Source organism: Lactiplantibacillus brownii (assembly GCF_031085375.1).
In the GTDB taxonomy this organism is placed as follows: domain Bacteria; phylum Bacillota; class Bacilli; order Lactobacillales; family Lactobacillaceae; genus Lactiplantibacillus; species Lactiplantibacillus brownii.
This window is the reverse complement of the sequence record NZ_JAVCWF010000001.1, coordinates 1,786,239-1,807,811: the sequence shown is the minus strand read 5'-3', so window position 1 is coordinate 1,807,811 and position 21,573 is coordinate 1,786,239. Positions and strand designations below refer to the sequence as shown.

Here is a 21,573-nt window from a genome sequence, read left to right as displayed (position 1 = left end):
AATTGTGATAGTGATTATGGCCCTTGACACTTAGAAAGGGGTGGATCTGTAATGGAGATGGAACGAATCAATGATGATACGATTCGAGTTCTAATCGGCAACGATGATCTCAATGAACGCGGTATTCGCGTACTAGATTTACTAGGGAATCATAAGCAAATTGAAAGTTTCTTTTATAGTATTTTAGAGGAAGTTGATGTTGATCATCAATTCCAAGATAACGATGCCGTGACTTTCCAAGTTCTACCAAATCGGAACGGTTTAGAGTTATTTATTAGTAAGAATAGTGAGAACTTGCAGGACACGATTTCGAAGGCGACCCAGTCGCCCAACCAATCCAGTGACCACGATATGCAAGATGACGTTTCAGATTATCTGAAACGTAAATTAATGCAAACCGATACGGATAGCACTGATCAACCACAGGGTGTAAAACATAATCAGACTAAAGATACGAATGATTTAGATCCTTATATTGATGACCCTGAGACACCAACCAAAGAATTTGTACTAGCATTCGACAGCTTTGAAGATGTGATTTCATTAGCACAAATTTTTCGGCCAGATGGCTTAGCTTCTAACTTATTCAAATATCGGGATAAGTATTATTTAGAATTAGTTTTCTTTGTTGATCAGTCCTCTACCGGCGTCATTAAAGATGATGTCGCAGTGGCTTTAGAGTATGGTGACCAGACTAAGGTGACAGCGGATGTTTTACTTGAACATGGTGAAAAGATCATGTCTAACGCGGCCTTAGAGACGGTTCGACATTATTTCAAATAATGAACATTTGAGAGTCAAGCAATTTTGCTTGGCTTTTTTTTGTGGTTACAACCAGCCTTTTACGTAGTTGAGTGCTAAAGGGGATGGTGAGATATGTTGATGGCTGAAAATCAGTCCGCACAATTGATTGCTGCAACCGCGGCTGATCGAAAAAGTGTGTATCGTTGTCCTGGTTGTCAGGCGCCCGTGCGGCTAAAAAGGGGGACCGTGATGAGTGCGCATTTTGCACACAAAGCTAATCAAGCTTGTGAGACCTTTTCAGAAGGTGAGACTGCCGAACATATATTAGGCAAGCAGCAATTAGCTGCGTGGTTTGCTGCGGCTGGCTACACGGTGCAGCTAGAGGCGCGATTACCAGCGATTCATCAACGACCGGATGTGTTGGTGCAACTCGGAAATCATCAGCCGCTGGCCTTAGAGTTTCAGTGCTCACCGATCGCCGTGGAAAAGTTGACGCAACGGACGAAAGGCTATCGTGAGCATGGGTATCGTGTGCTATGGCTACTCGGTTCGCCATATCAACATCAATTAAGGGCTAACGCCAAGGCATTGAAGTTTCTACAACATCATCATGCTTGGGGCTGCTTTCTAATTTATTGGTGTACGAACGCAAATGGGGGCCAATTATTGTTAAATTTGACCGTTGTCGATGGTGAACGGTTGAACTACCAGCGGCAACGATGGGCGGCTAAACAAGTTTCGGTGCCCGAATTATTGACTTATCAGCCCAATTTTCCACCACCAATTCGTGTTCCCGTACAATTTGAGCACTATCAACATCGGTTGATTCTGGGACGTTTACAACGGCAACCAGCGATGGTCACGTTACAAACTTATTGTTATCGGCATGGCGGGACTTTAGCGCAATTACCACTTTGGGTCTTTATGATGGCGCCTAAAGTGCCGATTCTAAAAACCACCTATTTAGCTTGGTATCTCCATATTTTTGTGACTTTACGCCAAGGTCCGGCAACGCGAACACCTGCCCAGCTACTGGCTATAATTTGGCGAACTTTAACACCATGTTTGGCCCAGCGGCCTTGCTTGCTGGCATCAGACGAGCTCCAGGCACAATTAATTGCAGCTGTAGTTACCGAGTTGGCCGCCGCAAAAGTGATCCGGCGTGTTGCGGGAGTTTGGCAGCTTCAGGCGGGGCAGTTGGCTTGGTCAAAACATTGAGCGAACCTGTTGATCAGGTTTAATAAAATTATGTGTTACGCTAGTCTATATCAATTTAATTGGAGGGACCTGTATGGGTGCAACAAAACAACTACCAACTCGAGCGGCGGTACCAGTTCAATTAACCTGGGATCTGACCCCAATCTATGCCACGACGGCTGCTTATGAGGCGGATGTCAATAAAATAAAGGCCAGTTTAGCCTCGGTGGCCGCGTTAAAAACCGCTTTTACAGACTCAGCGACAACCGTGCTTGCGGGTGTGCAAGGCGTTTTAGACTTAACACGTCGTTTGGAAAAAGTGGCCGTTTACGCCAGCTTAAAGAGTGATCAGGATACGGGGAATAGCGCGAATCAGGCCTTGGATGATCAAGCTGGAAGTTTAACGGCGAAAGTTTCCGCCGCAACGGCCTGGTTGGAGCCCGCAATCTTACAATTAACATCGGCACAATTAGATCAATTCTTAGATGAAAATGTTGAGTTACGTGATTATCGTCATTTTTTGGATACGATCCGGTTACAAAAAGGCCATGTTTTATCTGAAGGTGAAGAAGCGCTATTAGCCGGTGCAAGCGATATTTTTGATGCCTCGGCGAAGACCTTTGGCGTGTTAACCAATGCTGATTTCGACTTTCCGACTGTTCATGATGATCAGGGCGAACCAGTTAAATTATCGCAGGGTGTCTACAGCGTTTTGCTGGCCTCGGTTAAGCCGGCAGTTAGACGAGAAGCTTTTAGTGCATTGTATCAAGTTTACTCACAGTTTCGGCGGACACTGGCTTCAACTTTGGCGAGTCAAGTGAAAGCGGATAATTTTGATGCTCAAGCCCATCATTATGCGGATGCACGAACGGCTGCGATGGCTACTGATCAAATTCCAACGACCGTCTACGACACTTTAGTGAACTCGGTGAACGATCACTTAGACTTATTGCATCGCTATGTTGCGTTGCGCAAGTCGATCTTAAAAGTCGATGCGTTACATATGTACGATATGTATACGCCATTGACGGGCAAACCAGAACTCACCTATACCTACGAACAAGCTCAAGCAACGGCACTTAAAGCCTTAAAAGTCTTAGGACCAGATTACGTTAAACATGTTAAGACAGCATTTGCTTCCCGCTGGATTGACGTGGTTGAAAATCAAGGCAAACGTAGCGGGGCTTATTCTTCGGGAATGTATGATACGGCGCCATATATCTTGCTTAATTGGCAGGATAATATTGATAATTTATACACGCTAGTGCATGAAATGGGGCACAGTATGCATTCTTACCAAACGACGCATCATCAGCCTTATCAATACGGGGATTATTCGATTTTTGTGGCGGAAATTGCATCGACAACGAATGAAAATTTGTTAACGGACTATTTCTTGGCAACTGAAACTGATCCTAAAATCCGAGCATATGTTTTAAATTACTATCTCGATGGTTTTAAGGGGACCGTTTACCGTCAGACCCAGTTTGCTGAGTTTGAACAATGGTTGCATACGCAGGCGGCTGCTGGGGAGTCCCTTACCGCGGATCGACTGTCAGAGCACTATCTTGCCCTAAACAAACATTATTACGGGGACAACGTGGTCAGTGATCCGCAGATTGCGGATGAGTGGGCGCGAATTCCACATTTTTATTATGATTATTATGTTTATCAGTATGCTACTGGCTTTGCAGCGGCTTCAACCTTAGCGGAACACATCACGACAAAGCAACCGGATGCGGTTAAAAAGTATCTGAGCTATTTACAAGCGGGATCGTCTGAATTTCCGATTGAAGTGATGCGCAATGCGGGCGTTGATATGACGAAAACAGCATATCTGGATGCGGCCTTTAAGGTGTTTGAACAGCGTTTAACAGAATTTGAAAGTTTGATCAAAAAATAAGGTCAAAAAAGAGTCTGGGACAAAACCCTAGAATCTAAATAAGTAAGTGGTGTCAATTGCCGGTTTGTGGCGATTGACACCACTTTTCTTTGGTTTTAGATGTGGTTGTCCAGCAATTTTAGATAGTTTCGATAGATTTTCAGCCATTAAAGCAATCCCCATCTCATTGTTGGTTGCAGTTAGACCACGTACTGAAAAACGTTTGAATTTCAAGTAAGTCTTTAAATCAGCGAAGATCGGTTCAATTTCAATCTTACGACGAACATACAATGCGTGACCAATCTTGCTAGTTAGTTGTTCTTTAGCCCTATTTTTAAAGTATAACCAATTATAATTAATACTTATTTGGCGGCGATTACCTTTCTTTGTTGTCGCAAGTTTCTCTCGTTTCGGATCTTCAAAGTATTCGACAGTACGATAAGTTTTGAATTGTTTTTTATAGCCATAATGGTCATGACGCGTACTATAATTGTGAAAAGTAAAGGTAATACCGTCTAGATCAGTGTATTTGTCATTGGCTTCATCATAATGCCAGTTAGCAACTTTACGGCGGTCTTTGTGGTAGGCTCGAGTTTGTTCTTTTTCATACATCCCATAAGGAATCAAATAGTGGACTTGGAAGTCATCGGTAAGTTTTTGATAATTAGTTTCACTGCCGTAACCAGCATCAGCGACTATCCAGTGAATAGCATTGGGTGTCTGTTTGAAGATATGGTTTACAAATGGAATTAGTGTTCGAGTATCAGTCGGTCGTTGAAATAGCTGATAATAGAGTGCAAATTGATTTTGACTGGCGACTTGCAAGTTATAGCCTGGCTTTAATTGACCATTCAGCATAGGATCTTCTTTCATACGCATAAAGGTCGCATCTAAATCAGTCTTTGAGAAACTATTACGGTCACCGAAAGTTGCTTTATCGAACTCATATCTTTGTTTACGTGGCAAATAATCACTCGTTAATTGGTGGAGAAAGTGTTTCAATTTACGGCGACGGCGTTTGAGAGCTGAGCCACCACGTTTAGGTTTTTCTTGTTTAACTCGTTTATTTAAATCGTTGATAGCTATGGTCAAAGCAGTCGTTAGTTTAACCAACTCTTTGGCAGTTAGCGCTTGTCTTTTAGGTGACAACTGTGGCACATTAACTTGATAATCAACTAATTCATGGTAAAGCCGCGCGGTTTTACCATCGAGTCTAGGTTCAGCCTTTTCAACAGCTCTACGCCAAACGAAACTATATTTATTAGCATCAGCTAAAATTTTGGTTCCATCAATAAATAGTGCGGATTCGTCAAAAAGACCGATCATTGTTAGATAATCACGAAAGGCCGTGAAGAGCCCAGTGATTAGCGGCTTAGTCTTAGGATCACTGCGAAAACGGTTGAGGGTTCGATAACTCGGAATGGCATAATGATTGCCAATAAACCATCGCATCACAAGGTTTTCATTAGCCATTTGAACGAGCTTTCTACCTGAAAAAGTACGTCGTAAGTAACCAAACAAGAAAAGTTTTAGTAGTAACTGTGGTGGGTATGAGGGGCGTCCGGTCGCCGCTAAGTTAGCCTTAATGACGTGAGTCGGAATATCATTGACAATGGCATTGATGGCCCAAGCAACGTGAGTTGATTGAGGTTGCCAAATTAGATTGAGTTTCAAAGTGGGTTGATTACTGGTATAATTCATTTGCATGGAGCTAACGACCTCTTTTCTTTTTGGCTTCAGCACCTTAAGAATAGCAGGGATCGTCATCTCTGTGCGTACATAAGCTTAAAAAGGTAGTTCTGAGAAATCAAATGATTTCTCAGAACTACCTTTTTCGTGTGAGTCAGGAGTTTTGTCCCAGACTCTTTAGCGTTTGAATAATTGCAATTCCTGAATTATAAAACGTGGAGCTGGCTGCCATCTAAAGCAGCACAGTTGGTACGATGGGTTAACTCGTGGAATGGATCCAAATGACCGTTAACTAAATCAAACAAGGTGGCATAGTTAAAATGTTCCAATAATACCCCGTAGTCGTATTGATCACAATCAAAAACGACTGCTGAGGAGGCCTCTGTAATGTTCATTTCCGAAGCCAATCGTTGATCAGCGTGGAAAGCTTGTTTGGCCAACTTACTATTACGATCTTCCATAAACATATCCAAATCAATGTGACTTTCAGCCGCAACCGTTTTGACCAAGTCTTCTGAATAATGTTGACCAGCTTTTAACATGGCAGCTTGCATCGCAATTAAGAAATTACGACCACGCTTTTTGCCTTGGAATAAAGCCGCTTTATAGTCAAGAATCACCCGATAGAGCGTCTGTGATTGTTGATTTTGAGCTTGCCAATCGGAACTCTTGAAGCCTTGATTTTTTAGCGCCTTTTGTACCACATTGATATTCAATAAGGGTACGAATTGGAATTGAATTTGCTTATCCGAATCATTGGCCAGCCGCAACACATTTTGTTCATCGCGCACACATTGTGTCGCCAATGGATTTACAAATAAATACACTTCTAACACGTCATAATTCCTCCACTTTCTCGTTTCGCGTCATAGTGCAGAATACCAAACGAACCTAGGTATTTGCAAGTTTTTAATTCCAGCACAAGTTTTATTTACGAACGAAAATCGTTATTTTAAATAAACCTTCGACTGTCATCATGCACCGAATTCCTTGTTTCGTAAAGTAATCTGCTCCACCCCCTTCGGTTTGTAAGGTTGTTAATGTCAATTGTTAAACCAAGAAGCCATTGCTTTTTATTCTGTCAAAATATGGTAAAATTTTAAAGGTATGGATTTGAAACGGAGGTGCCTTGATGGAAGATTGGAATCATTTTTTATTACCCTATCAACAGGCCGTTGATGAGTTAAAGGTCAAGTTGCGGGGAATGCGCAAGCAATTTCGTGATTTGAGTCAACATGAACCTATCGAGTTTGTGACGGGACGGGTCAAACCGGTTGATAGCATCAAGGAAAAAATGGTGCGGCGTAAAGTTCAAGAAGATCGCTTAGAACAAGATATGCAGGACATCGCCGGATTGCGCATCATGTGTCAATTCGTGGAAGACATTTATCAAGTGGTCGATCTATTACGCAAACGGACCGATATGACGATTTTAGAAGAACGTGATTATATTAGTAATGAAAAGCCATCAGGCTACCGTTCTTACCACATCGTGATTGAATATCCAGTCCAGATGGTCGGCGGTGAGAAAAAAATTCTGGCCGAAATCCAAGTGCGGACGTTAGCCATGAATTTTTGGGCGACCATCGAACACTCATTAAACTACAAATATCAAGGGGACTTTCCAGAAAATTTGAGTCAGCGGCTGCAACGAGCGGCTGAAGCCGCTTTCAGTTTGGATAAGGAAATGTCCGAAATTCGTGAAGAGATTCAAGAAGCACAGAGCCTTTTTTCATATGGAAAAGGGTCTCAAACCGACGCACAGTCACCAACAAAGGAAGATCAGGAACCATGAAAGTAACCATATTTGCAAATTCTAATCCCAAAACCAAAAAAGTCGCGGCAGAATTACATACCAAGCTAGTGGCCGCTGGTTTTGAAATTGATGATTATCAGCCAAATGTTGTGTTGTCCGTAGGGGGCGATGGGACGCTCTTGTCGGCTTTCCATCACTATAGCGACATGGTTGATCAAGTTCGGTTTGTCGGGGTTCATACGGGGCATTTAGGCTTCTATACCGACTGGCGAGACTATGAGATCGATCAGCTCGTTGATGGGTTGCAACATGATAACGGCCAATCCGTCACTTATCCACTGTTATCAGTTGAGATCAAGTATGCGGATACCGGCGAAACGGATCATTATTTAGCGTTGAATGAATCGACGCTTAAAAAGCTTGGGAGCACCATGGTGGCGGATGTCTATATTCAAGATGAACTTTTTGAACGTTTTCGAGGCGACGGGTTGTGTGTCTCAACGCCCACTGGCTCCACGGCTTATAACAAGTCAGTTGGTGGTGCGGTGATCCATCCGCGTTTGGATGCGCTCCAAATGGCTGAAATTGCGTCAATTAATAACCGCGTCTTCCGAACTTTGGGATCGCCAGTCATTGTGGCGCCATATGAAACGATTACCATCAAGCCGCAGCAACAGTCGCATTTCATTTTTACGGCCGATCAAATGGATACTCAGCCACGGCCAATTCAGCAAATTTGCTATTCCATTGCTAATCGCCGGATTGCCTTTGCCCAGCATCGTCATAACCGTTTCTGGAAACGAGTTGGCACTTCCTTCATTGGATTGGACGAAAAATGAGGTTTATGTGGACAAATACAGCCACCGAGCCGATCAAAGTTAAGACCGTACTCTTTGAACATGGGGTGACGCGAAGCCTATTAAAAAAGGTGAAGTTTCATGGCGGCGCAATCCTGGTTAATGGGCGAGCGGTGTTAGCGATTCAACTGCTTACTGGTGGCGAGACGGTCACAATGGTGACGCCAGATGAGATCGGCAACGATCATTTAGGGCCTTCCACATTGCCACTGAATATTTTGTATGAAGATCGCGATTATTTAATTGTTAATAAGCCAGCGGGGGTCGCTTCAGTGCCGGCGCATCGACTACCGAATAATACGCTGGCGAATCGGGTCAAAGGGTACTATCAAGCCCAACATTATGATAATGAAGTCGTACACATCACCACGCGATTGGATCGTGATACAAGTGGTATCGTGTTATTTGCTAAACATCATTTTGCACATTCGATTATTGATCGTCAGCTCAAAGCGCATGCGATGCGTAAAATGTATCTGGCGGTCGTAAGCGGCAGCCTAGTTGCGGATCATGGTTGGTTAGATCAACCGATTGGTCGCGCTGCTGATTCGTTTATTAAACGAACGATTACGCCAACTGGAAGGGCTTCACTGACGGAGTATTGGGTTGTCAAACGGTTACCTGAAATGACGGTCGTCCGTGTGCGACTACACACAGGGCGGACGCATCAGATTCGGGTTCATTTTGCTCACGCTGGTCATCCGTTGATCGGCGACGAATTATACGGTGGACCGACCAGTCCGTTGATTGACCGCCAAGCGCTCCATTGTATGCAGCTACAGTTTTATGATCCATTCATTGAAGCCGATTTAACAACTTTTGCGCCATTACCGCCAGATATTGTCCGGCTGATTGGTGGTTAAGGGGCTATTTTACGAGATAGAAAAGGGTTGAAACCAAAAAAATGAGTCTGGGAAAAACCCAGACTCATTTTGGTATTTCTAATAGTTATAGCCGAAACGTGGAACAAAAGGCTGCGACCTCCGCCTAGCTACGAAAGTCGAACGATTGAAAATGCCAATCATTCGACTTTCTAGGCTATGCTCGGTAGCAGACCGCCTTTTGTTCCACTCTTTTTGCTTTGAAATACAAACTAATAAGCGATTATCTTGGTGCCGTGTGCTTGTTTGACGTTCAACGTACTTGTTAATTCGTCGACATTAGCGGCAGTAATGCCACCACCGGGCAGAATCTGAATGCGACCGGCTGCTAATTTAAGCGTTGCTTGCAGTTGTGGCACACAGGCCGCAATTGGTTTGGTTAATGGGCCACCGTGTGTGAGAATGCGGTCCACTTGGTGATCAACTAACCAGTCGATTGCGCTAGCTTGTTGATCAGGGGCCAGCGCATCAAAGGCCATGTGGAAAACGACACTCATGCCACCAGCAGCGCCCACGAGTAATGCCATGGCTTCGGTATCAAGTTTGCCAGCTTTAGTTAACGCGCCAAAAGTTACTGCGTCAACGCCCAAAGCTTGGGCTTGGAGCAAATCAGCTTCCATGATCTTTAGTTCGGTATCATTATAAACAAAGTTCCCACCACGTGGGCGAATCATCGCGACGAGGCTAACCCCATGTTCCTGGGTGTACTTCGCTGCTTCCGCCATAACACCGCGACTAACCGTGGTGCCACCGACAGCTAAATTGTCATTTAGTTCAATCCGTTTGGCACCTGCCGCAACTGCAGCTGGGATATTCGTATAATTTTCTAAGGCTACTTCTTTTAATAGCATGTCTGAGTCATCCTTTATTTTGAAAATAAGACGCAAACGCCTTCGGGAACGGCGACATCTTTTTGTAATAAGCTCAGTTTACCAGTTTCTAGATCACGAGCATACAAAGTTGCATTGTCCGTATTTTGATTGACGACGACCACGAAAGCTTCGGTTGGATCTAAATCAAAGTCGCGCGGAAAATCGCCTTCGGTACTGATTTGTTGGATTGGGGTCAATTTGGCCTCGTTATCCACCGCAAAGACTGCCAACGAATTGTAGCCACGGTTTGAAACGTAAAGAAAATGACCATCACGGCTCAAACGGATTGCGGCGGCACCATTATGTTCGCTGTAGTCGGCGGGAATCGTCTCGATGATTGCGGTTTGAGTGAATTGCCCAGTTGCTTGATCATAGGTCAATGTGGCAACCTTGCTCGATAATTCACCGGCTAAGAGGGCATGTTGACCATCCGGTGTGAAGACTAAATGTCTTGGGCCAAAGCCGGCTGGCATGGTTAAAACGGATTGCTCGGACAACTTGCCAGCGTCACTCACATTGTAGACATAAACCTTGTCACTACCTAGGTCGATGGCGACGAGGCGATTATCGGGAGTTAAATCCGTGTAGTGGATGTGGGAACTGTCTTGTTCAGGGCGGGGACCATTACCGGTATGCTTAATTTGGTCAACAAGTGCCAATTCACCGTTGTCTGCGATTTTTAAAACGCTGGCGGTACCTTTATGATAATTAGCGCTGTAGACGAGTTGACGGGCTTCGTCCACCGCAACATAGGCGGGTGGCGTCCCAGGAGCGACGACGGCGTTCAACTTGTTCGCCTGATCACCGTCAAGTTGCCAGGCGGCGACACCGCCTTGATCGTCGACCTTATCGACACTGTATAATCGTTGCTTGGCAGAACGTGCTAAGTAAGTCGGGTTGTTCGTCTTGGCGAGTAACCCGTCATTGGTTAATGTTTTTGCAGTGGTATCCAAGGTACCTTGATAGATGCCTTGACTTGTTTTTTTAGTATAAGTCCCAAATAAAATTTTTTCTTGCATCCAAAAAAACCTCCTCAGTTAATATTTTCAGTATAGCATAATTCGTTTACTTGTAAGCGATGACAAATTGACACTGAGGTTGGTTGCTATGCTACAATTAGGCTATTAAAAGATAGAATGGAGTTCTGTAATGATGACCACGACCGCAACTGTAAAAGCCATTGGGCCACAAGCTGTGTCACCCGATGAGCCAATTTTGATTTTATTTGATGAAACTGCCACGGCGTCCTTGCAACAAATTGCGGTGATTCAGCAATTCAATGCACCACTCACGAGTTTGAGTTTGCATGTGGGTAGTACGCTTAAGATTGACGATCAGGCTTATACGATGGCCTATGTGGGTCCACTGGTGGGTGCTAATCTCGCAACGATTGGTCACGCGACGTTGTATTTTACGGCCGTTCCAGCCAAACCGTTGGCCAACGGCATTTACTTGACCCCAACGAATTTGCCCACGATAAAAGTTGGGAGCGTCATTACTTACGAACCATAACAAGGGGGTGCTGCTGATTGAAAAATAAACCAGTTGGCGCAGGATTGATGAGTTCGCGCACGATTCGAATTTTGGTGATCATACTACTGATCTTAGCGTGCTTCTTTTTAGGTAAGCAGGTGGATTGGTTGCTCACGCCAGTCCGTCAGTTTTTTAGTATTGTCGGGTTGCCCGTCATCTTAGCCGGGGTCCTGTATTATCTTATGAATCCGCTCGTGGATCGGTTAGAGACGAGCTATCATATTCATCGCACCTTAACGATTACAGTGCTTTTTATCATTATTTTAGGCTTGCTTATTTGGGGGATTGTGGCAATTATTCCAACCATTCGAACTCAAACTTTAGCGATCATAAACGATTGGCCCAAGTATTGGAAAAATGCTAGCAATGAGATCAATCAATGGTTGAATGATCCGAAATTGTCAGGGTTGCGGGATCAGTTGGAGCAGTGGAACACCTCTGCTAGTAAGTTGTTAAGTAGTCGTGTCACCAAATATTTAACGAGTACGGTGTCGTCGATTACGACCGTGGTCAGCACCGTGACGACGATTGTGATTGGGCTGATTACGATGCCGTTCATTCTTTTCTATTTACTCAAAGATGGTCATCGCTTGCCGAAATATTTGGCAAAGTTCATTCCAACCAAAGGGCGCGCCAGTTTTCTACAGGTGTTGACTGAAATTAATACGCAAGTCAGTAACTATATTCGTGGTCAATTGACGGTCGCATTCTTTGTGGCAGTGATGTTTGCGATCGGTTACTGGGTCATTGGGTTAAAGTTTGCGTTGACCTTAGGCATTGCGGCCGGTATCTTAAACTTGATTCCTTATCTTGGTTCATTTTTAGCCATGGTACCGTCAGTAGTGATCGCCATGGTGATCTCACCATGGATGTTAGTGAAAGTCTTGATCGTGTTTGTCATTGAACAAACGATTGAAGGCCGAGTAATCTCACCATTAGTTTTAGGGAGCAGTTTGGCAATTCATCCCGTGACGATTCTGATTGTTTTGTTAGCCGCGGGTAAGATTTTTGGCCTCATGGGAGTTATTTTTGGGATTCCTGGTTATGCCATCTTGAAAGTCTTGATCACCCATCTCTTTACCTGGTATCAAACACAATCGGGACTATATGAGCCTAAAGACACTGGATCAGACGATAGTTAGGGCTGTGTTAACAGCTAAAAACAGCACACAAAAAGCGCCTGGAATTTTCCAAGCGCTTTTATCACGCATTTTTACCAGCTGGCTTTTCTGACGCCAGGGATTTGACCTTGATGAGCTAACCGGCGGAAGTTTAAACGGGACATCCCGAACTTTCGTAGGTAAGCATGTGGTCGACCATCTAGGGAATCACGTCGGTGGATACGAACAGGGGACGCGTTCCTTGGTAAGGTTGCCAAACCGGCGTAATCACCGGCAGCTTTCATTTCCGCACGCTTAGCAGCGTAACGGGCAACGGTCGCTTCAATACGCCGTTCTTTAGCAATTTTTGACTTTTTAGCCATATTATCTGTGCTCCTTTGCAAGCTTGAATGAGTTGCAATTCGCGACCAAATAATTTGAATTAACTTTAGTTGTTTTTTAGAACGTTATTTAAGATAGCATAGCCAAATAGTAATTGCACTTATTTTGCTTCTGAGACAAAATTGTAACGTTCAGCGATTTACCAGAATAGTTTTAGCTTACCCTGTGGTTGGGCTAAAACGTGTTGATTAGCGGCGATAGTCATGAATCAATTTGTGATATGGTATGATTAATTTAATACAGTTAGAGAGTGTGAAAACAGTGAAGAAAATCGATCAAGGGGTTGCTTTTGTCCAAAAAAATTTAGGCCTGTTCCGTTGCCTAGTTTGTGACCAACCTTATATGGCCGTTGAAGGCCACAGTCTCAAGTGTTCTAACGGTCATCAGCTAGATTTTTCAAAAAAAGGGACGCTTTATTTTTTGACGCATCAAGTGCAAAGTGAATATGACGCGGCCATGTTAGCGGCGCGCCGGCGTATTTTACAAGCTGGGTTCTTCCGGCCAATCGTCACGGCAATCAATGACCAATTAGCGGCGCAACCACAACGAATTTTAGATATTGGGAGTGGGGAAGGTACGCCATTAGCGGACTTGTTGGCACTGCACCGGCAACCACAAGATGTTGGCATTGGCTTCGATATTAGTAAGGCGGGAGTGAATTTGGCGACGCAATTAGTGACACCAGCGTATTTTTGCGTAGCTGATTTAGCACAGCTGCCCTTTACGGCGCGTGCGTTTACCGCCATCATGGATGTGTTCTCACCGTCTGCCTATCAAGAATTCGAGCGGGTATTAGCACCTGGCGGCAAATTATTAAAGGTCGTGCCTAATTCTGATTATCTTATTGAACTTCGTCACTTGCTGTTTGACCCCACGGATCGGCAATACACGTACAATAATGACCGCGTGATTGACTTGTTTAAACAACATTATCCGCAGGCGACGCAACAACGGATTCACTATGAATTTGATCTAAGCACCGTTGATTTCGCTGACTTAATGGTGATGACGCCGCTACATTGGGGTGCCACGGCCGCTAGCTTGGCTGCGGCCAAGACAACGGGCCTGTCTAAGATCACTGTGGATGTGAGTCTGTTAACAATGACGCGCTAAATGAGTGTAAGGCTGCTTGCATGATTGTTTACTGGGTGTTAAGATAACCTTTGAGAAATCGTTTGGTAGCTAACATCGATTAACGTCGTTGGTGACTACCGAGTTGTACTTCATTAACGTAGCGTTTCGCCGTGCCCACACCGAAATACTACGTTTTTTATTTTGCAAAAAAACTGGCGACCGACACTCACGATGTGAGTTGTCGATTGCCAGTTTCGTTTTGATTGAAAATTTTATGAAAATGAGTGACGCCACCGTTTTTGCCAATGCTGTCCGAGTAGCCCTAAAATGAGACCAATCAAGGCAGGAACCGTCCAACCAAGGCCTAGATTAGCCAACGGTAACAAATTATTGATACTTTTAACCCAATGACCAAAGTTATTTTGTAACAGGTCGTTCGGTAAGGCGACTGTGCCCGCTAAAACGGCTGGAATAATGGTCCACGCAGTTGTCATCGCGAACAGCCAGCGTGATTTTCCGAGCCAAGGTGAGAGGCTGGCTAGCAGTATCAGAACGATTGCCAGTGGATAGAGGAGCATCAAAACCGGCGTTGAATAGCTGATTAATTGCGTTAAACCAATGTTTGCTAGGATGGCGGGGACTAGACAGGCGAAAATAATTAGGCCAGCGTACGGTAATTTAGGAAAGCGGTCATGTAATGTTTCCCCAAAAGCGGAAGTTAAGCCAACTGCCGTTTTCAAACAAGCGATGATTACGATCAGTGCAAGTAAGGCGTTGCCGAAGTTGCCAAAATAATAGTGTGCTAATTGTGCTAGGGTAACACCACCGTTAGCCGCTGCGTGAAATTTTCCTAGACTCAAGGTCCCAATCATGGCCAGCAAGGTATAGATGACGCCCATTAAAGTCATACTGATGAGGCCGGCTTTGATGGTATCGGTGGCAATTTGTCCGGGTTCGGTCACTCCCAGTTCACGAATGGCATCCACAACCACGATCCCAAAAGCCAGTGAGGCCAAAGCGTCCATTGTATTATAGCCTTCCGTAAAGCCGGCCAATCCCGGACTAGTTGCGTAGGCGCCTTGAGCCGCCACATTGAAGCTTCCGAGTGGCTTGAACAGTGCAAACGCCATGAGGCTGCCTAATAGGATTAGAAATAGCGGCGTCAGCCACTTCCCAATATAAGTCATGATTTTGCCAGGATTGCGTGCCAGTCCCCAAGTCATCATGAAGAATAGTAGAGAGAACGCTAACAAAGCCCATGTTTGTTGTGATTTGGCTAAAAAAGGAGCTAAGCCAATTTGAAAAGCGGTCGTGGCGAGTCTAGGCATTGCAAAAAGTGGTCCGAGCGTCAAATAAAGGACCACCGTAAAGACCGTTGCATAGGGGCGGCTAACCAGACTGGCAAGCTCAAAAACGCCGGCACTACGCGTTAAGCCAATTCCGATGACGCCGAGGAGTGGCAGACCAATCCCAGTGATCAGTAAGCCAATGACAGCAGGAATTAAGTTTTTACCGGCTTGCTGACCGAGAAAGATTGGAAAAATCAAATTTCCCGCGCCAAAAAATAGCCCAAACAACATAGTGCCGATAAATAGCAGGTTACGTCCAGATAAGTGGGTCTTCATTAAGGTTACAACCTCCATCTCAAAATTTAACTGTGCTTAGTTTAGCATGCTTTGGTTAGGAGGTAATTAAAAATTAAGGGCAATTATTGTCGAAAGCTACGTGCTGTTTTCAAAGGTTAGGAGTCTGAGCTGACTGAAAAAGCGTCCGAGAAAATTTCTCAGACGCTTGAATCATGTTTTACTGATTTTAAAACAGGCGCCAGACTATCGGTTGGCAACTGTAAAACGAGTTTGGTGATGTTGTGGTTTTTCAATCTCATCTAAGACAGCAACGGCCATGGTACCAGCATTCGTTGCTGAAACGCCTTGGGCATTGACTAACAACTGATCAGTGCCTAAAACGGCTGGGACTGCTGGACCGGCATGAAAATCGGCTGCCGGTGAAAGGCCAACCCAATCGACATTGGTCACTGTTTGAAGAAATTGTAATTCGCTTAACTGATTTTGTGGCACCGCAATAAAAGCTTCTGCAGCGGGATCTTTTTCGAGATCATGTACGAAGAGGTGGTCGTCAGCACCAGTTTTTAAGCTACCAGCGCCCAGAATAAAGACCAAGCGTGGCTGGGTAGTGTCGCGTAGGGCTGCAACTAGTTTAGTCGCCAAGTCGACATGCAAGTAAGCTTGTGTTGGTGGGGTCGCCATGGCGTCGATGACCACATCGTAGTGGTCCAAGTCAGTCTTAGTTAGACTAAAAGCATCCTTGGCAACCGTAGTGAGGTTGGCATGAGCGGGTAACTGAGCTAACTTTTCAGCGGAACGTCCCAGGGCAGTGACTTGATGACCCCGATCTAAAGCGGTAGCGGTTAAGGCTGAGCCAGCCATGCCTGTAGCACCAATGATTAATAATTTCATAATTTGCAAAACTCCTTTACATATTTAACTTAACTTTTAGTATAGGCAGTTTTAGTTAAGTTAGCTAATAATTCGCTTTGAGCTCAGAAACGTTAGGTTTTCAAGCGGCAATCATGGTATGATTATTAGGATTATTTAAGCATGTAACGCTACTTGGGACTGATATCGTTGACACCTGTCCCACTAAAAACTTATTGAAAAAGGAAGATTATTTTGACGAATCATATTGCATTATTTGAACCCTTAATGCCGGCCAACACTGGCAATATTGCCCGGACTTGTGCAGGAACGGATACGGCACTACATTTGATTGAACCACTCGGCTTTAAAGTTGATGACAAGCATTTAAAACGCGCTGGCCTGGACTATTGGGACAGTGTTAATATTACTTATCATGCCGATTTGCAAGCCTTTTTGGCAAGTATCCCAGACTTAAACAACTTGTACTTAGTTTCGAAATTTGCTTCACACGACTACTCAGATGTCGACTATAGCGATACCAGCAAGGATCATTATTTCTTGTTTGGTAAAGAAACGACCGGGTTACCGGAACCGTTTATGCGGCAATATCCTGAAAAAGCGATTCGGATTCCACAAGACGATTCCCATATTCGCGCCTTGAACTTATCAAACTCGGCTGCTATCGTGATTTATGAAGCGTTGCGGCAACAGAACTTTTTAAGCTTGGAACGATCACATCATTATGAAAATGATAAATTAAAATAACCTGGTGCCAGCCAGACGTGTGCTAACGGCTCAGCGAGCTTGGGTTAGCGCACGTTTTTTTATGGGGATTACGGAAAGTTTTTATTAACGAACATTAGTTTGATACAATAGAAGTAATTCAAAAAATGGGAAGGACGAGTGCAGCGTGGCGGGAAAGCAACGAACAACTAAAAAACGGCGCACAACGGGAACGAAGCGCACGACCAAGGCCGCCAGTCAGCGCCAAATGACGGGGAATATCATTGGCCTGGTAGGTGTGTTGATAACGGTTTTTGCGCTGTTTAGACTCGGCTTAGTGGGGACCTTCTTTGCTGAATGTTTCCGACTGATTGCCGGGGACGCCTATGTGATTTTAGCGGGACTAACGCTAGTCGTGATGGCCTACGTCATGATTTTTGGCAAATTGCCTAGAATTGGTTGGCGTTGGTGGACGGGTGGTAATTTAGTTCTTTATAGTTATTTATTATTATTGGAAATTCCAATGTTCAATCGAATCAATCGGCATACAGACTTTTGGGCGATCACGTGGAATTTAATTAAGAATGATTTCAAAACGGGCGGGGTCTCTGTACACCTCGGTGGTGGTCTGGCTGGTGCCGCTGGTTATGGTCTGACCTATCCACTAGTGGCCAATTTAGGGACTATCTTGGTGGCAATTATTCTGATTGTGACGGGGATATTTGTCGCGTTTAATTTACCATTCCGTCAAACGGTGCTCTTGATTCGTCATGGCTTGGTTGTCATGGGTGAACATGTCAAGACGGCTTATGATGAGGTGGCCCATTACGTGCGGGTTCAATATGCGCGTTGGCGGGTAAAACGGCAGGCTCGTGCCAATCAACAATCATCAGAAGCGACTAAGACGGAACCTGAGCCCAAAGCTCAGCCTAAATCGGTTGAGGTGCCCAGTGCGCCAACGGTTGCGAGTGTCGCTAAGCCTGAAAGTCAGTCAGATGCTGACGTTAAGATTGTCGTGGCTAGTGATCAGGAGTCACAAGCACCAGCGAAGTCAGCCGCTGAGGAGGCGTTGAAAGGGACTGAAACGGTTGATGAATCTGACTATCAGTTACCCACTTCAGATTTATTAACTAAGATTCCTAAGACAGATCAAAGTGCCGAATATGCCACAATTGAAAGCAATTCTAAAAAGTTAAAAACGACTTTGGCGAGTTTTGGGGTCAACGTCGAAGTGAAGAATGTCAGTTTGGGACCCTCCGTGACGAAATACGAACTTCATCCGGCAGTTGGGGTCAAGGTCAGCAAAGTCGTCAATTTAGCTGATGATTTAGCGTTAGCACTGGCGGCCAAAGACCTCCGTATCGAAGCGCCAATCCCAGGAAAATCTTTGATTGGGATTGAAGTGCCCAATAAGCAAGTCTCAACGGTTTCATTTCGTGACATTGTTGAAGCCCAACCCGCGCATCCAACCAAACCATTACAAGTTCCGCTCGGACGAGATGTCTCCGGTAATTTGGTGACGGCCGATTTATCTAAAATGCCACATTTACTCATTGCCGGCTCAACTGGGAGTGGGAAATCGGTCGCAATTAATGTGATGATTACTGGCTTACTCATGACGACTAAACCGAACCAGGTCAAGTTTATGCTCATTGATCCGAAAAAAGTGGAGTTGGGTGTTTATAATGGGATTCCACATCTACTAACGCCAGTCGTCACCGAACCGAAGAAGGCAGCGCGCGCCTTGCATAAAGTCGTGGCTGAAATGGAACGGCGCTATGAGTTGTTTGCGGATTCTAAGCAACGAAACATGCAAGGCTATAATCAATTTATTCGCCAACAGAATGCGGCGGATGGTCAAAAACGGCCGGTATTACCTTATATTGTTGTCATTGTTGATGAATTAGCCGATCTGATGATGGTCACTTCGAGTGAAGTGGAAGATGCCATCATTCGTTTGGGGCAAATGGCCCGTGCCGCCGGAATTCACATGATTTTGGCGACCCAACGACCGTCTGTTGACGTCATCACTGGTTTGATCAAAGCAAACGTCCCCTCACGGATGGCCTTTGCGGTTTCTAGTGGGACCGATTCTCGGACAATCATTGATAGTAATGGGGCTGAGAAGCTTTTGGGTCGTGGGGACATGCTGTATCAACCAATGGGGATGAATAAACCATTGCGGGTGCAAGGCGCCTATATTTCGGATCATGATGTCGAAGAAGTGGTGGATTTCATTAAGAAGCAGCAATCAGCTGACTATGATGACAACATGTTAGTCAAAGATGATGAAGCTAGTGACGGGGAAGATCCTCGTGATGGTGAAGACGAGTATTATGCGGATGCCGTCGAATTTGTCACGCAGCAACAGTCGGCCAGTGTGTCAATGTTGCAACGCCGATTCCGGATTGGATATAACCGCGCTGCCAGAATTGTTGATGAAATGGAAGAACGTGGTGTCGTCGGACCATCTGAAGGTAGCAAGGCCCGTAAAGTGTATCGTCAGCCGCAACCCACCGATGAGCCAACCTCTGAAGGAAATTAAATTTGAGGGTCTGCTTGATTGTTATCATTAAAACGTGCGACAAAAAATAGACTTGTGAGTAAATCCTTTTGTCCCAAGCTTAAATGAAGTCACAAAAAAATTCCTGAGATTAATTTCTCGGGAATTTTTTTTATTAACTGTTGATTAACCGAAGCTCATCAAACCTAAGCCTGATAAAGCCGTGAGAACTAGCGAGCCAATCATTGAAATAATCATAACCCACACAATGACCAGCGTGATTTTTTGGAACGTCGATTTCTTTTTCATTAGTTTAGTATGCACCACACTTTTTCAGTAATTCTTTCATAGTTTAACGTGGAATCACGGATTTTTCAATTACCAATTAAAAATAGTCGTGATTTCGTAAATATTCGATGCTAATGATACACAAAATAATCGTGCCTAACATGATCCAACTAAAGGCATGGACGACACTGGCGCCGGGCAAGCGGACGTTCATCCCATAAATACCGCCAATAATGGTGGGAATGGTCAAAATCAGCGTGAGTGAAGTGAGAACTTTCATCACGTCGTTCAAATTGTTGGAAATTACTGAACTAACTAATTGACTGTATTGCTGCAAAATTTGGTTAGTCGTGTTAGTCATATCAGCGGCCTGTTGATTCTCAACGATAATATCGGTCGTTAAAGCTTTGTGTTGACTGCCATTAAAGTGCGTCGCCGAATGTTCTACCGCAGCTAAGATGGGCGCGTTTTGGGTCAATGCCGCTTTAAAACGAATCAAGGACTTTTGGTAGGCCATGATGCGAAAGATTTCTTCATTGCGTGTGGCCCGAGTCAAGCGTCGTTCTAAGATCGTGGTTTTATGATTAATTGCTTTTAAAGCAGTAACATAGGCGTGTGAAATGTACCACATGATCGTGAGGACAAAGTTTTCATGATCGGCTAGACTAAGGCGCGAAGATGTGGGGTCCATAATAAAATCCTGAATGAAACTTGCCGGGTAGTTGCTGACCGTTAAAACGGCCTTGGGCGTCAAAATAAGCGCAAATGGGTAGACTTGATATTCTAAGTAACCTAAGTCACTAGTCGTCAATTTTGGAAATTGCATCACAATTAGCGTGGCTTGATCGGCACTCGCGTGAGTTAATTGTTCCGTCCGAGAAATTTCAGCATCATCTAGGACGGCGGTTAAATAATCTTTCGGAAAGTTAAATTCCCGAACCAATTGATTAATTTCGGCAATTGTCGGTCGTTCGACGTTTAGCCAATAAGATTGGTCATGGGGTTTACCAATGGCTAAACGACCGTCGGAATTAGTGGTGAAATACTGTAGCATAACAGGTCCTCCCAAGTGTGACTTAGCCTTTATTATAGGACTGGCGGCGGTGATTGAAAAGTCTGAGTAGAATCCCTATAATAAAAACGAGTTGTTTCCGCGGCAATAAACGTGAAAAAATAGTGCCAAAAGACTGGGAGGAAGAAGCGGTATGAGCAATTTAGTCACCAATTGGCCGGGCCAAATTGGTTTGATTGTGGCGATTTCAGTCGTCTTATTCGGTTTGAAACGCGTGTTAAGGCGCGTTTGGCCGGCCCACTTAATGCTGATTGATTTTTGGCCACCATTCTTAATCGTGTTCACTCACTTTTTGACTCAGCAAACAACGGATAGTTCGATTGTGCCATATGAAATCATTTCGTTAATGATTATGGGTATCGGTTTAACACTGCTAACGGTCATCCAACAAGGTGAAATCCTGTACGGTCGCTTTTTTAAGCTGTTCTGGCGCGTCACTGATCTTTTGACGATTGTGGTCTATTTATTAGCTTTAGTGATTGTTTTGATTGCCAAGTGAGTGATTAACGAAAAATAAGCCCCACTAGTCCCCACCTAACCATTTGGCGTTAGGCGGGGACTT

At 44.5% G+C, this 21,573-nt stretch carries 21 protein-coding genes; 12 read left to right on the top strand and 9 right to left on the bottom strand.

Going from position 1 to position 21,573, the window contains the following annotated elements; translation table 11 throughout:
- The first annotated feature begins 51 nt into the window (after positions 1-51).
- From RA086_RS08430 to pepF, 3 genes are all read left to right on the top strand, one after another.
- Positions 52-783: an adaptor protein MecA gene (locus tag RA086_RS08430; RefSeq protein ID WP_308703387.1), complete on the top strand. Its 732-nt coding sequence runs from the start codon at positions 52-54 to the stop codon at positions 781-783.
- Between the two features lie 93 nt (positions 784-876).
- A complete protein-coding gene (locus RA086_RS08425; RefSeq protein ID WP_308703386.1) occupies positions 877-1,962 on the top strand; it encodes a competence protein CoiA in 1,086 nt (361 codons plus the stop codon).
- Between the two features lie 73 nt (positions 1,963-2,035).
- On the top strand, positions 2,036-3,844 hold the full coding sequence (gene pepF, locus RA086_RS08420; RefSeq protein ID WP_308703385.1) for an oligoendopeptidase F: 1,809 nt from the start codon (positions 2,036-2,038) through the stop codon (positions 3,842-3,844).
- A gap of 27 nt (positions 3,845-3,871) precedes the next feature.
- Here the strand turns inward: pepF and RA086_RS08415 are convergent, their stop codons facing one another.
- The gene (locus tag RA086_RS08415) at positions 3,872-5,530 is read right to left on the bottom strand and encodes an IS1182 family transposase (protein ID WP_308703384.1); all 1,659 of its coding nucleotides are present in this window, start codon (positions 5,528-5,530) and stop codon (positions 3,872-3,874) included.
- 188 nt (positions 5,531-5,718) lie between these two features.
- Entirely contained in the window at positions 5,719-6,348 is a 630-nt protein-coding gene (locus RA086_RS08410; protein WP_308703383.1) for a DsbA family protein, read from the bottom strand.
- A 293-nt stretch (positions 6,349-6,641) separates the two neighbouring features.
- On the opposite strand from RA086_RS08410, the gene RA086_RS08405 reads away from it, so the two are divergent.
- The 3 genes from RA086_RS08405 to RA086_RS08395 are packed head-to-tail and all read left to right on the top strand — an operon-like array spanning position 6,642 to position 8,988.
- Positions 6,642-7,307: a GTP pyrophosphokinase gene (locus tag RA086_RS08405; RefSeq protein WP_308703382.1), complete on the top strand. Its 666-nt coding sequence runs from the start codon at positions 6,642-6,644 to the stop codon at positions 7,305-7,307.
- Positions 7,304-8,107 (top strand): NAD kinase, encoded by an 804-nt coding sequence (locus RA086_RS08400; RefSeq protein ID WP_308703381.1) that lies wholly within the window; start codon positions 7,304-7,306, stop codon positions 8,105-8,107. Before RA086_RS08405 ends, RA086_RS08400 begins: the two co-directional genes overlap by 4 nt.
- A complete protein-coding gene (locus RA086_RS08395) occupies positions 8,104-8,988 on the top strand; it encodes an RluA family pseudouridine synthase (RefSeq protein WP_308703380.1) in 885 nt (294 codons plus the stop codon). The genes RA086_RS08400 and RA086_RS08395 overlap by 4 nt, the downstream gene beginning before the upstream one ends.
- A 230-nt stretch (positions 8,989-9,218) precedes the next feature.
- Here RA086_RS08395 and RA086_RS08390 read toward each other — a convergent pair whose 3' ends face one another.
- A complete protein-coding gene (locus tag RA086_RS08390; RefSeq protein WP_308703379.1) occupies positions 9,219-9,857 on the bottom strand; it encodes a copper homeostasis protein CutC in 639 nt (212 codons plus the stop codon).
- 14 nt (positions 9,858-9,871) lie between these two features.
- On the bottom strand, positions 9,872-10,897 hold the full coding sequence (locus tag RA086_RS08385; RefSeq protein WP_308703378.1) for a lactonase family protein: 1,026 nt from the start codon (positions 10,895-10,897) through the stop codon (positions 9,872-9,874).
- 130 nt (positions 10,898-11,027) lie between these two features.
- Here RA086_RS08385 and RA086_RS08380 point away from each other — a divergent pair, with 130 nt between their 5' ends.
- Together RA086_RS08380 and RA086_RS08375 are read left to right on the top strand one after the other, a co-directional pair.
- Positions 11,028-11,390: a PTS glucitol/sorbitol transporter subunit IIA gene (locus tag RA086_RS08380; protein ID WP_407659058.1), complete on the top strand. Its 363-nt coding sequence runs from the start codon at positions 11,028-11,030 to the stop codon at positions 11,388-11,390.
- Positions 11,391-11,437: 47 nt separating this feature from the next.
- Positions 11,438-12,553, top strand: coding sequence for an AI-2E family transporter (locus RA086_RS08375; protein ID WP_308704441.1), 1,116 nt, complete (start codon positions 11,438-11,440; stop codon positions 12,551-12,553).
- Positions 12,554-12,624: 71 nt separating this feature from the next.
- Here RA086_RS08375 and rpsN read toward each other — a convergent pair whose 3' ends face one another.
- Positions 12,625-12,894 carry a 30S ribosomal protein S14 gene (rpsN, locus tag RA086_RS08370; protein WP_308703377.1) on the bottom strand — a complete coding sequence of 90 codons (270 nt, stop codon included), beginning with the start codon at positions 12,892-12,894 and terminating at the stop codon, positions 12,625-12,627.
- Positions 12,895-13,174: 280 nt separating this feature from the next.
- Between rpsN and RA086_RS08365 the strand changes: the two genes are divergently transcribed.
- Entirely contained in the window at positions 13,175-14,026 is an 852-nt protein-coding gene (locus RA086_RS08365) for a methyltransferase domain-containing protein (protein ID WP_308703376.1), read from the top strand.
- Positions 14,027-14,259: 233 nt separating this feature from the next.
- Here the strand turns inward: RA086_RS08365 and brnQ are convergent, their stop codons facing one another.
- Entirely contained in the window at positions 14,260-15,612 is a 1,353-nt protein-coding gene (brnQ, locus tag RA086_RS08360) for a branched-chain amino acid transport system II carrier protein (RefSeq protein ID WP_308703375.1), read from the bottom strand.
- A 204-nt stretch (positions 15,613-15,816) separates the two neighbouring features.
- The gene (locus RA086_RS08355) at positions 15,817-16,464 is read right to left on the bottom strand and encodes an NAD(P)-dependent oxidoreductase (protein ID WP_308703374.1); all 648 of its coding nucleotides are present in this window, start codon (positions 16,462-16,464) and stop codon (positions 15,817-15,819) included.
- 213 nt (positions 16,465-16,677) lie between these two features.
- On the opposite strand from RA086_RS08355, the gene RA086_RS08350 reads away from it, so the two are divergent.
- Together RA086_RS08350 and RA086_RS08345 are read left to right on the top strand one after the other, a co-directional pair.
- The gene (locus tag RA086_RS08350) at positions 16,678-17,190 is read left to right on the top strand and encodes a tRNA (cytidine(34)-2'-O)-methyltransferase (protein ID WP_308703373.1); all 513 of its coding nucleotides are present in this window, start codon (positions 16,678-16,680) and stop codon (positions 17,188-17,190) included.
- 145 nt (positions 17,191-17,335) lie between these two features.
- Entirely contained in the window at positions 17,336-19,693 is a 2,358-nt protein-coding gene (locus RA086_RS08345) for a DNA translocase FtsK (protein WP_308703372.1), read from the top strand.
- Between the two features lie 144 nt (positions 19,694-19,837).
- Here RA086_RS08345 and RA086_RS08340 read toward each other — a convergent pair whose 3' ends face one another.
- On the bottom strand, positions 19,838-19,960 hold the full coding sequence (locus RA086_RS08340; RefSeq protein ID WP_308703371.1) for a DUF4044 domain-containing protein: 123 nt from the start codon (positions 19,958-19,960) through the stop codon (positions 19,838-19,840).
- Positions 19,961-20,036: 76 nt separating this feature from the next.
- A complete protein-coding gene (locus tag RA086_RS08335) occupies positions 20,037-20,993 on the bottom strand; it encodes a magnesium transporter CorA family protein (protein ID WP_308703370.1) in 957 nt (318 codons plus the stop codon).
- 151 nt (positions 20,994-21,144) lie between these two features.
- Here RA086_RS08335 and RA086_RS08330 point away from each other — a divergent pair, with 151 nt between their 5' ends.
- Complete coding sequence (locus RA086_RS08330; protein ID WP_308703369.1) at positions 21,145-21,510, top strand: DUF3397 domain-containing protein; 366 nt, start codon at positions 21,145-21,147, stop codon at positions 21,508-21,510.
- The last annotated feature ends 63 nt before the right edge of the window (positions 21,511-21,573 follow it).

Bases quoted from the DNA above. Each gene is read 5' to 3' on its own strand.
- RA086_RS08430 (WP_308703387.1), top strand. From the start codon at position 52: ATGGAGATGGAACGAATCAATGATGATACGATTCGAGTTCTAATCGGC.
- RA086_RS08425 (WP_308703386.1), top strand. From the start codon at position 877: ATGTTGATGGCTGAAAATCAGTCCGCACAATTGATTGCTGCAACCGCG.
- pepF (WP_308703385.1), top strand. From the start codon at position 2,036: ATGGGTGCAACAAAACAACTACCAACTCGAGCGGCGGTACCAGTTCAA.
- RA086_RS08415 (WP_308703384.1), bottom strand. From the start codon at position 5,530: ATGCAAATGAATTATACCAGTAATCAACCCACTTTGAAACTCAATCTA.
- RA086_RS08400 (WP_308703381.1), top strand. From the start codon at position 7,304: ATGAAAGTAACCATATTTGCAAATTCTAATCCCAAAACCAAAAAAGTC.
- RA086_RS08395 (WP_308703380.1), top strand. From the start codon at position 8,104: ATGAGGTTTATGTGGACAAATACAGCCACCGAGCCGATCAAAGTTAAG.
- RA086_RS08390 (WP_308703379.1), bottom strand. From the start codon at position 9,857: ATGCTATTAAAAGAAGTAGCCTTAGAAAATTATACGAATATCCCAGCT.
- RA086_RS08385 (WP_308703378.1), bottom strand. From the start codon at position 10,897: ATGCAAGAAAAAATTTTATTTGGGACTTATACTAAAAAAACAAGTCAA.
- RA086_RS08380 (WP_407659058.1), top strand. From the start codon at position 11,028: ATGATGACCACGACCGCAACTGTAAAAGCCATTGGGCCACAAGCTGTG.
- RA086_RS08375 (WP_308704441.1), top strand. From the start codon at position 11,438: ATGAGTTCGCGCACGATTCGAATTTTGGTGATCATACTACTGATCTTA.
- rpsN (WP_308703377.1), bottom strand. From the start codon at position 12,894: ATGGCTAAAAAGTCAAAAATTGCTAAAGAACGGCGTATTGAAGCGACC.
- brnQ (WP_308703375.1), bottom strand. From the start codon at position 15,612: ATGAAGACCCACTTATCTGGACGTAACCTGCTATTTATCGGCACTATG.
- RA086_RS08355 (WP_308703374.1), bottom strand. From the start codon at position 16,464: ATGAAATTATTAATCATTGGTGCTACAGGCATGGCTGGCTCAGCCTTA.
- RA086_RS08340 (WP_308703371.1), bottom strand. From the start codon at position 19,960: ATGAAAAAGAAATCGACGTTCCAAAAAATCACGCTGGTCATTGTGTGG.
- RA086_RS08335 (WP_308703370.1), bottom strand. From the start codon at position 20,993: ATGCTACAGTATTTCACCACTAATTCCGACGGTCGTTTAGCCATTGGT.
- RA086_RS08330 (WP_308703369.1), top strand. From the start codon at position 21,145: ATGAGCAATTTAGTCACCAATTGGCCGGGCCAAATTGGTTTGATTGTG.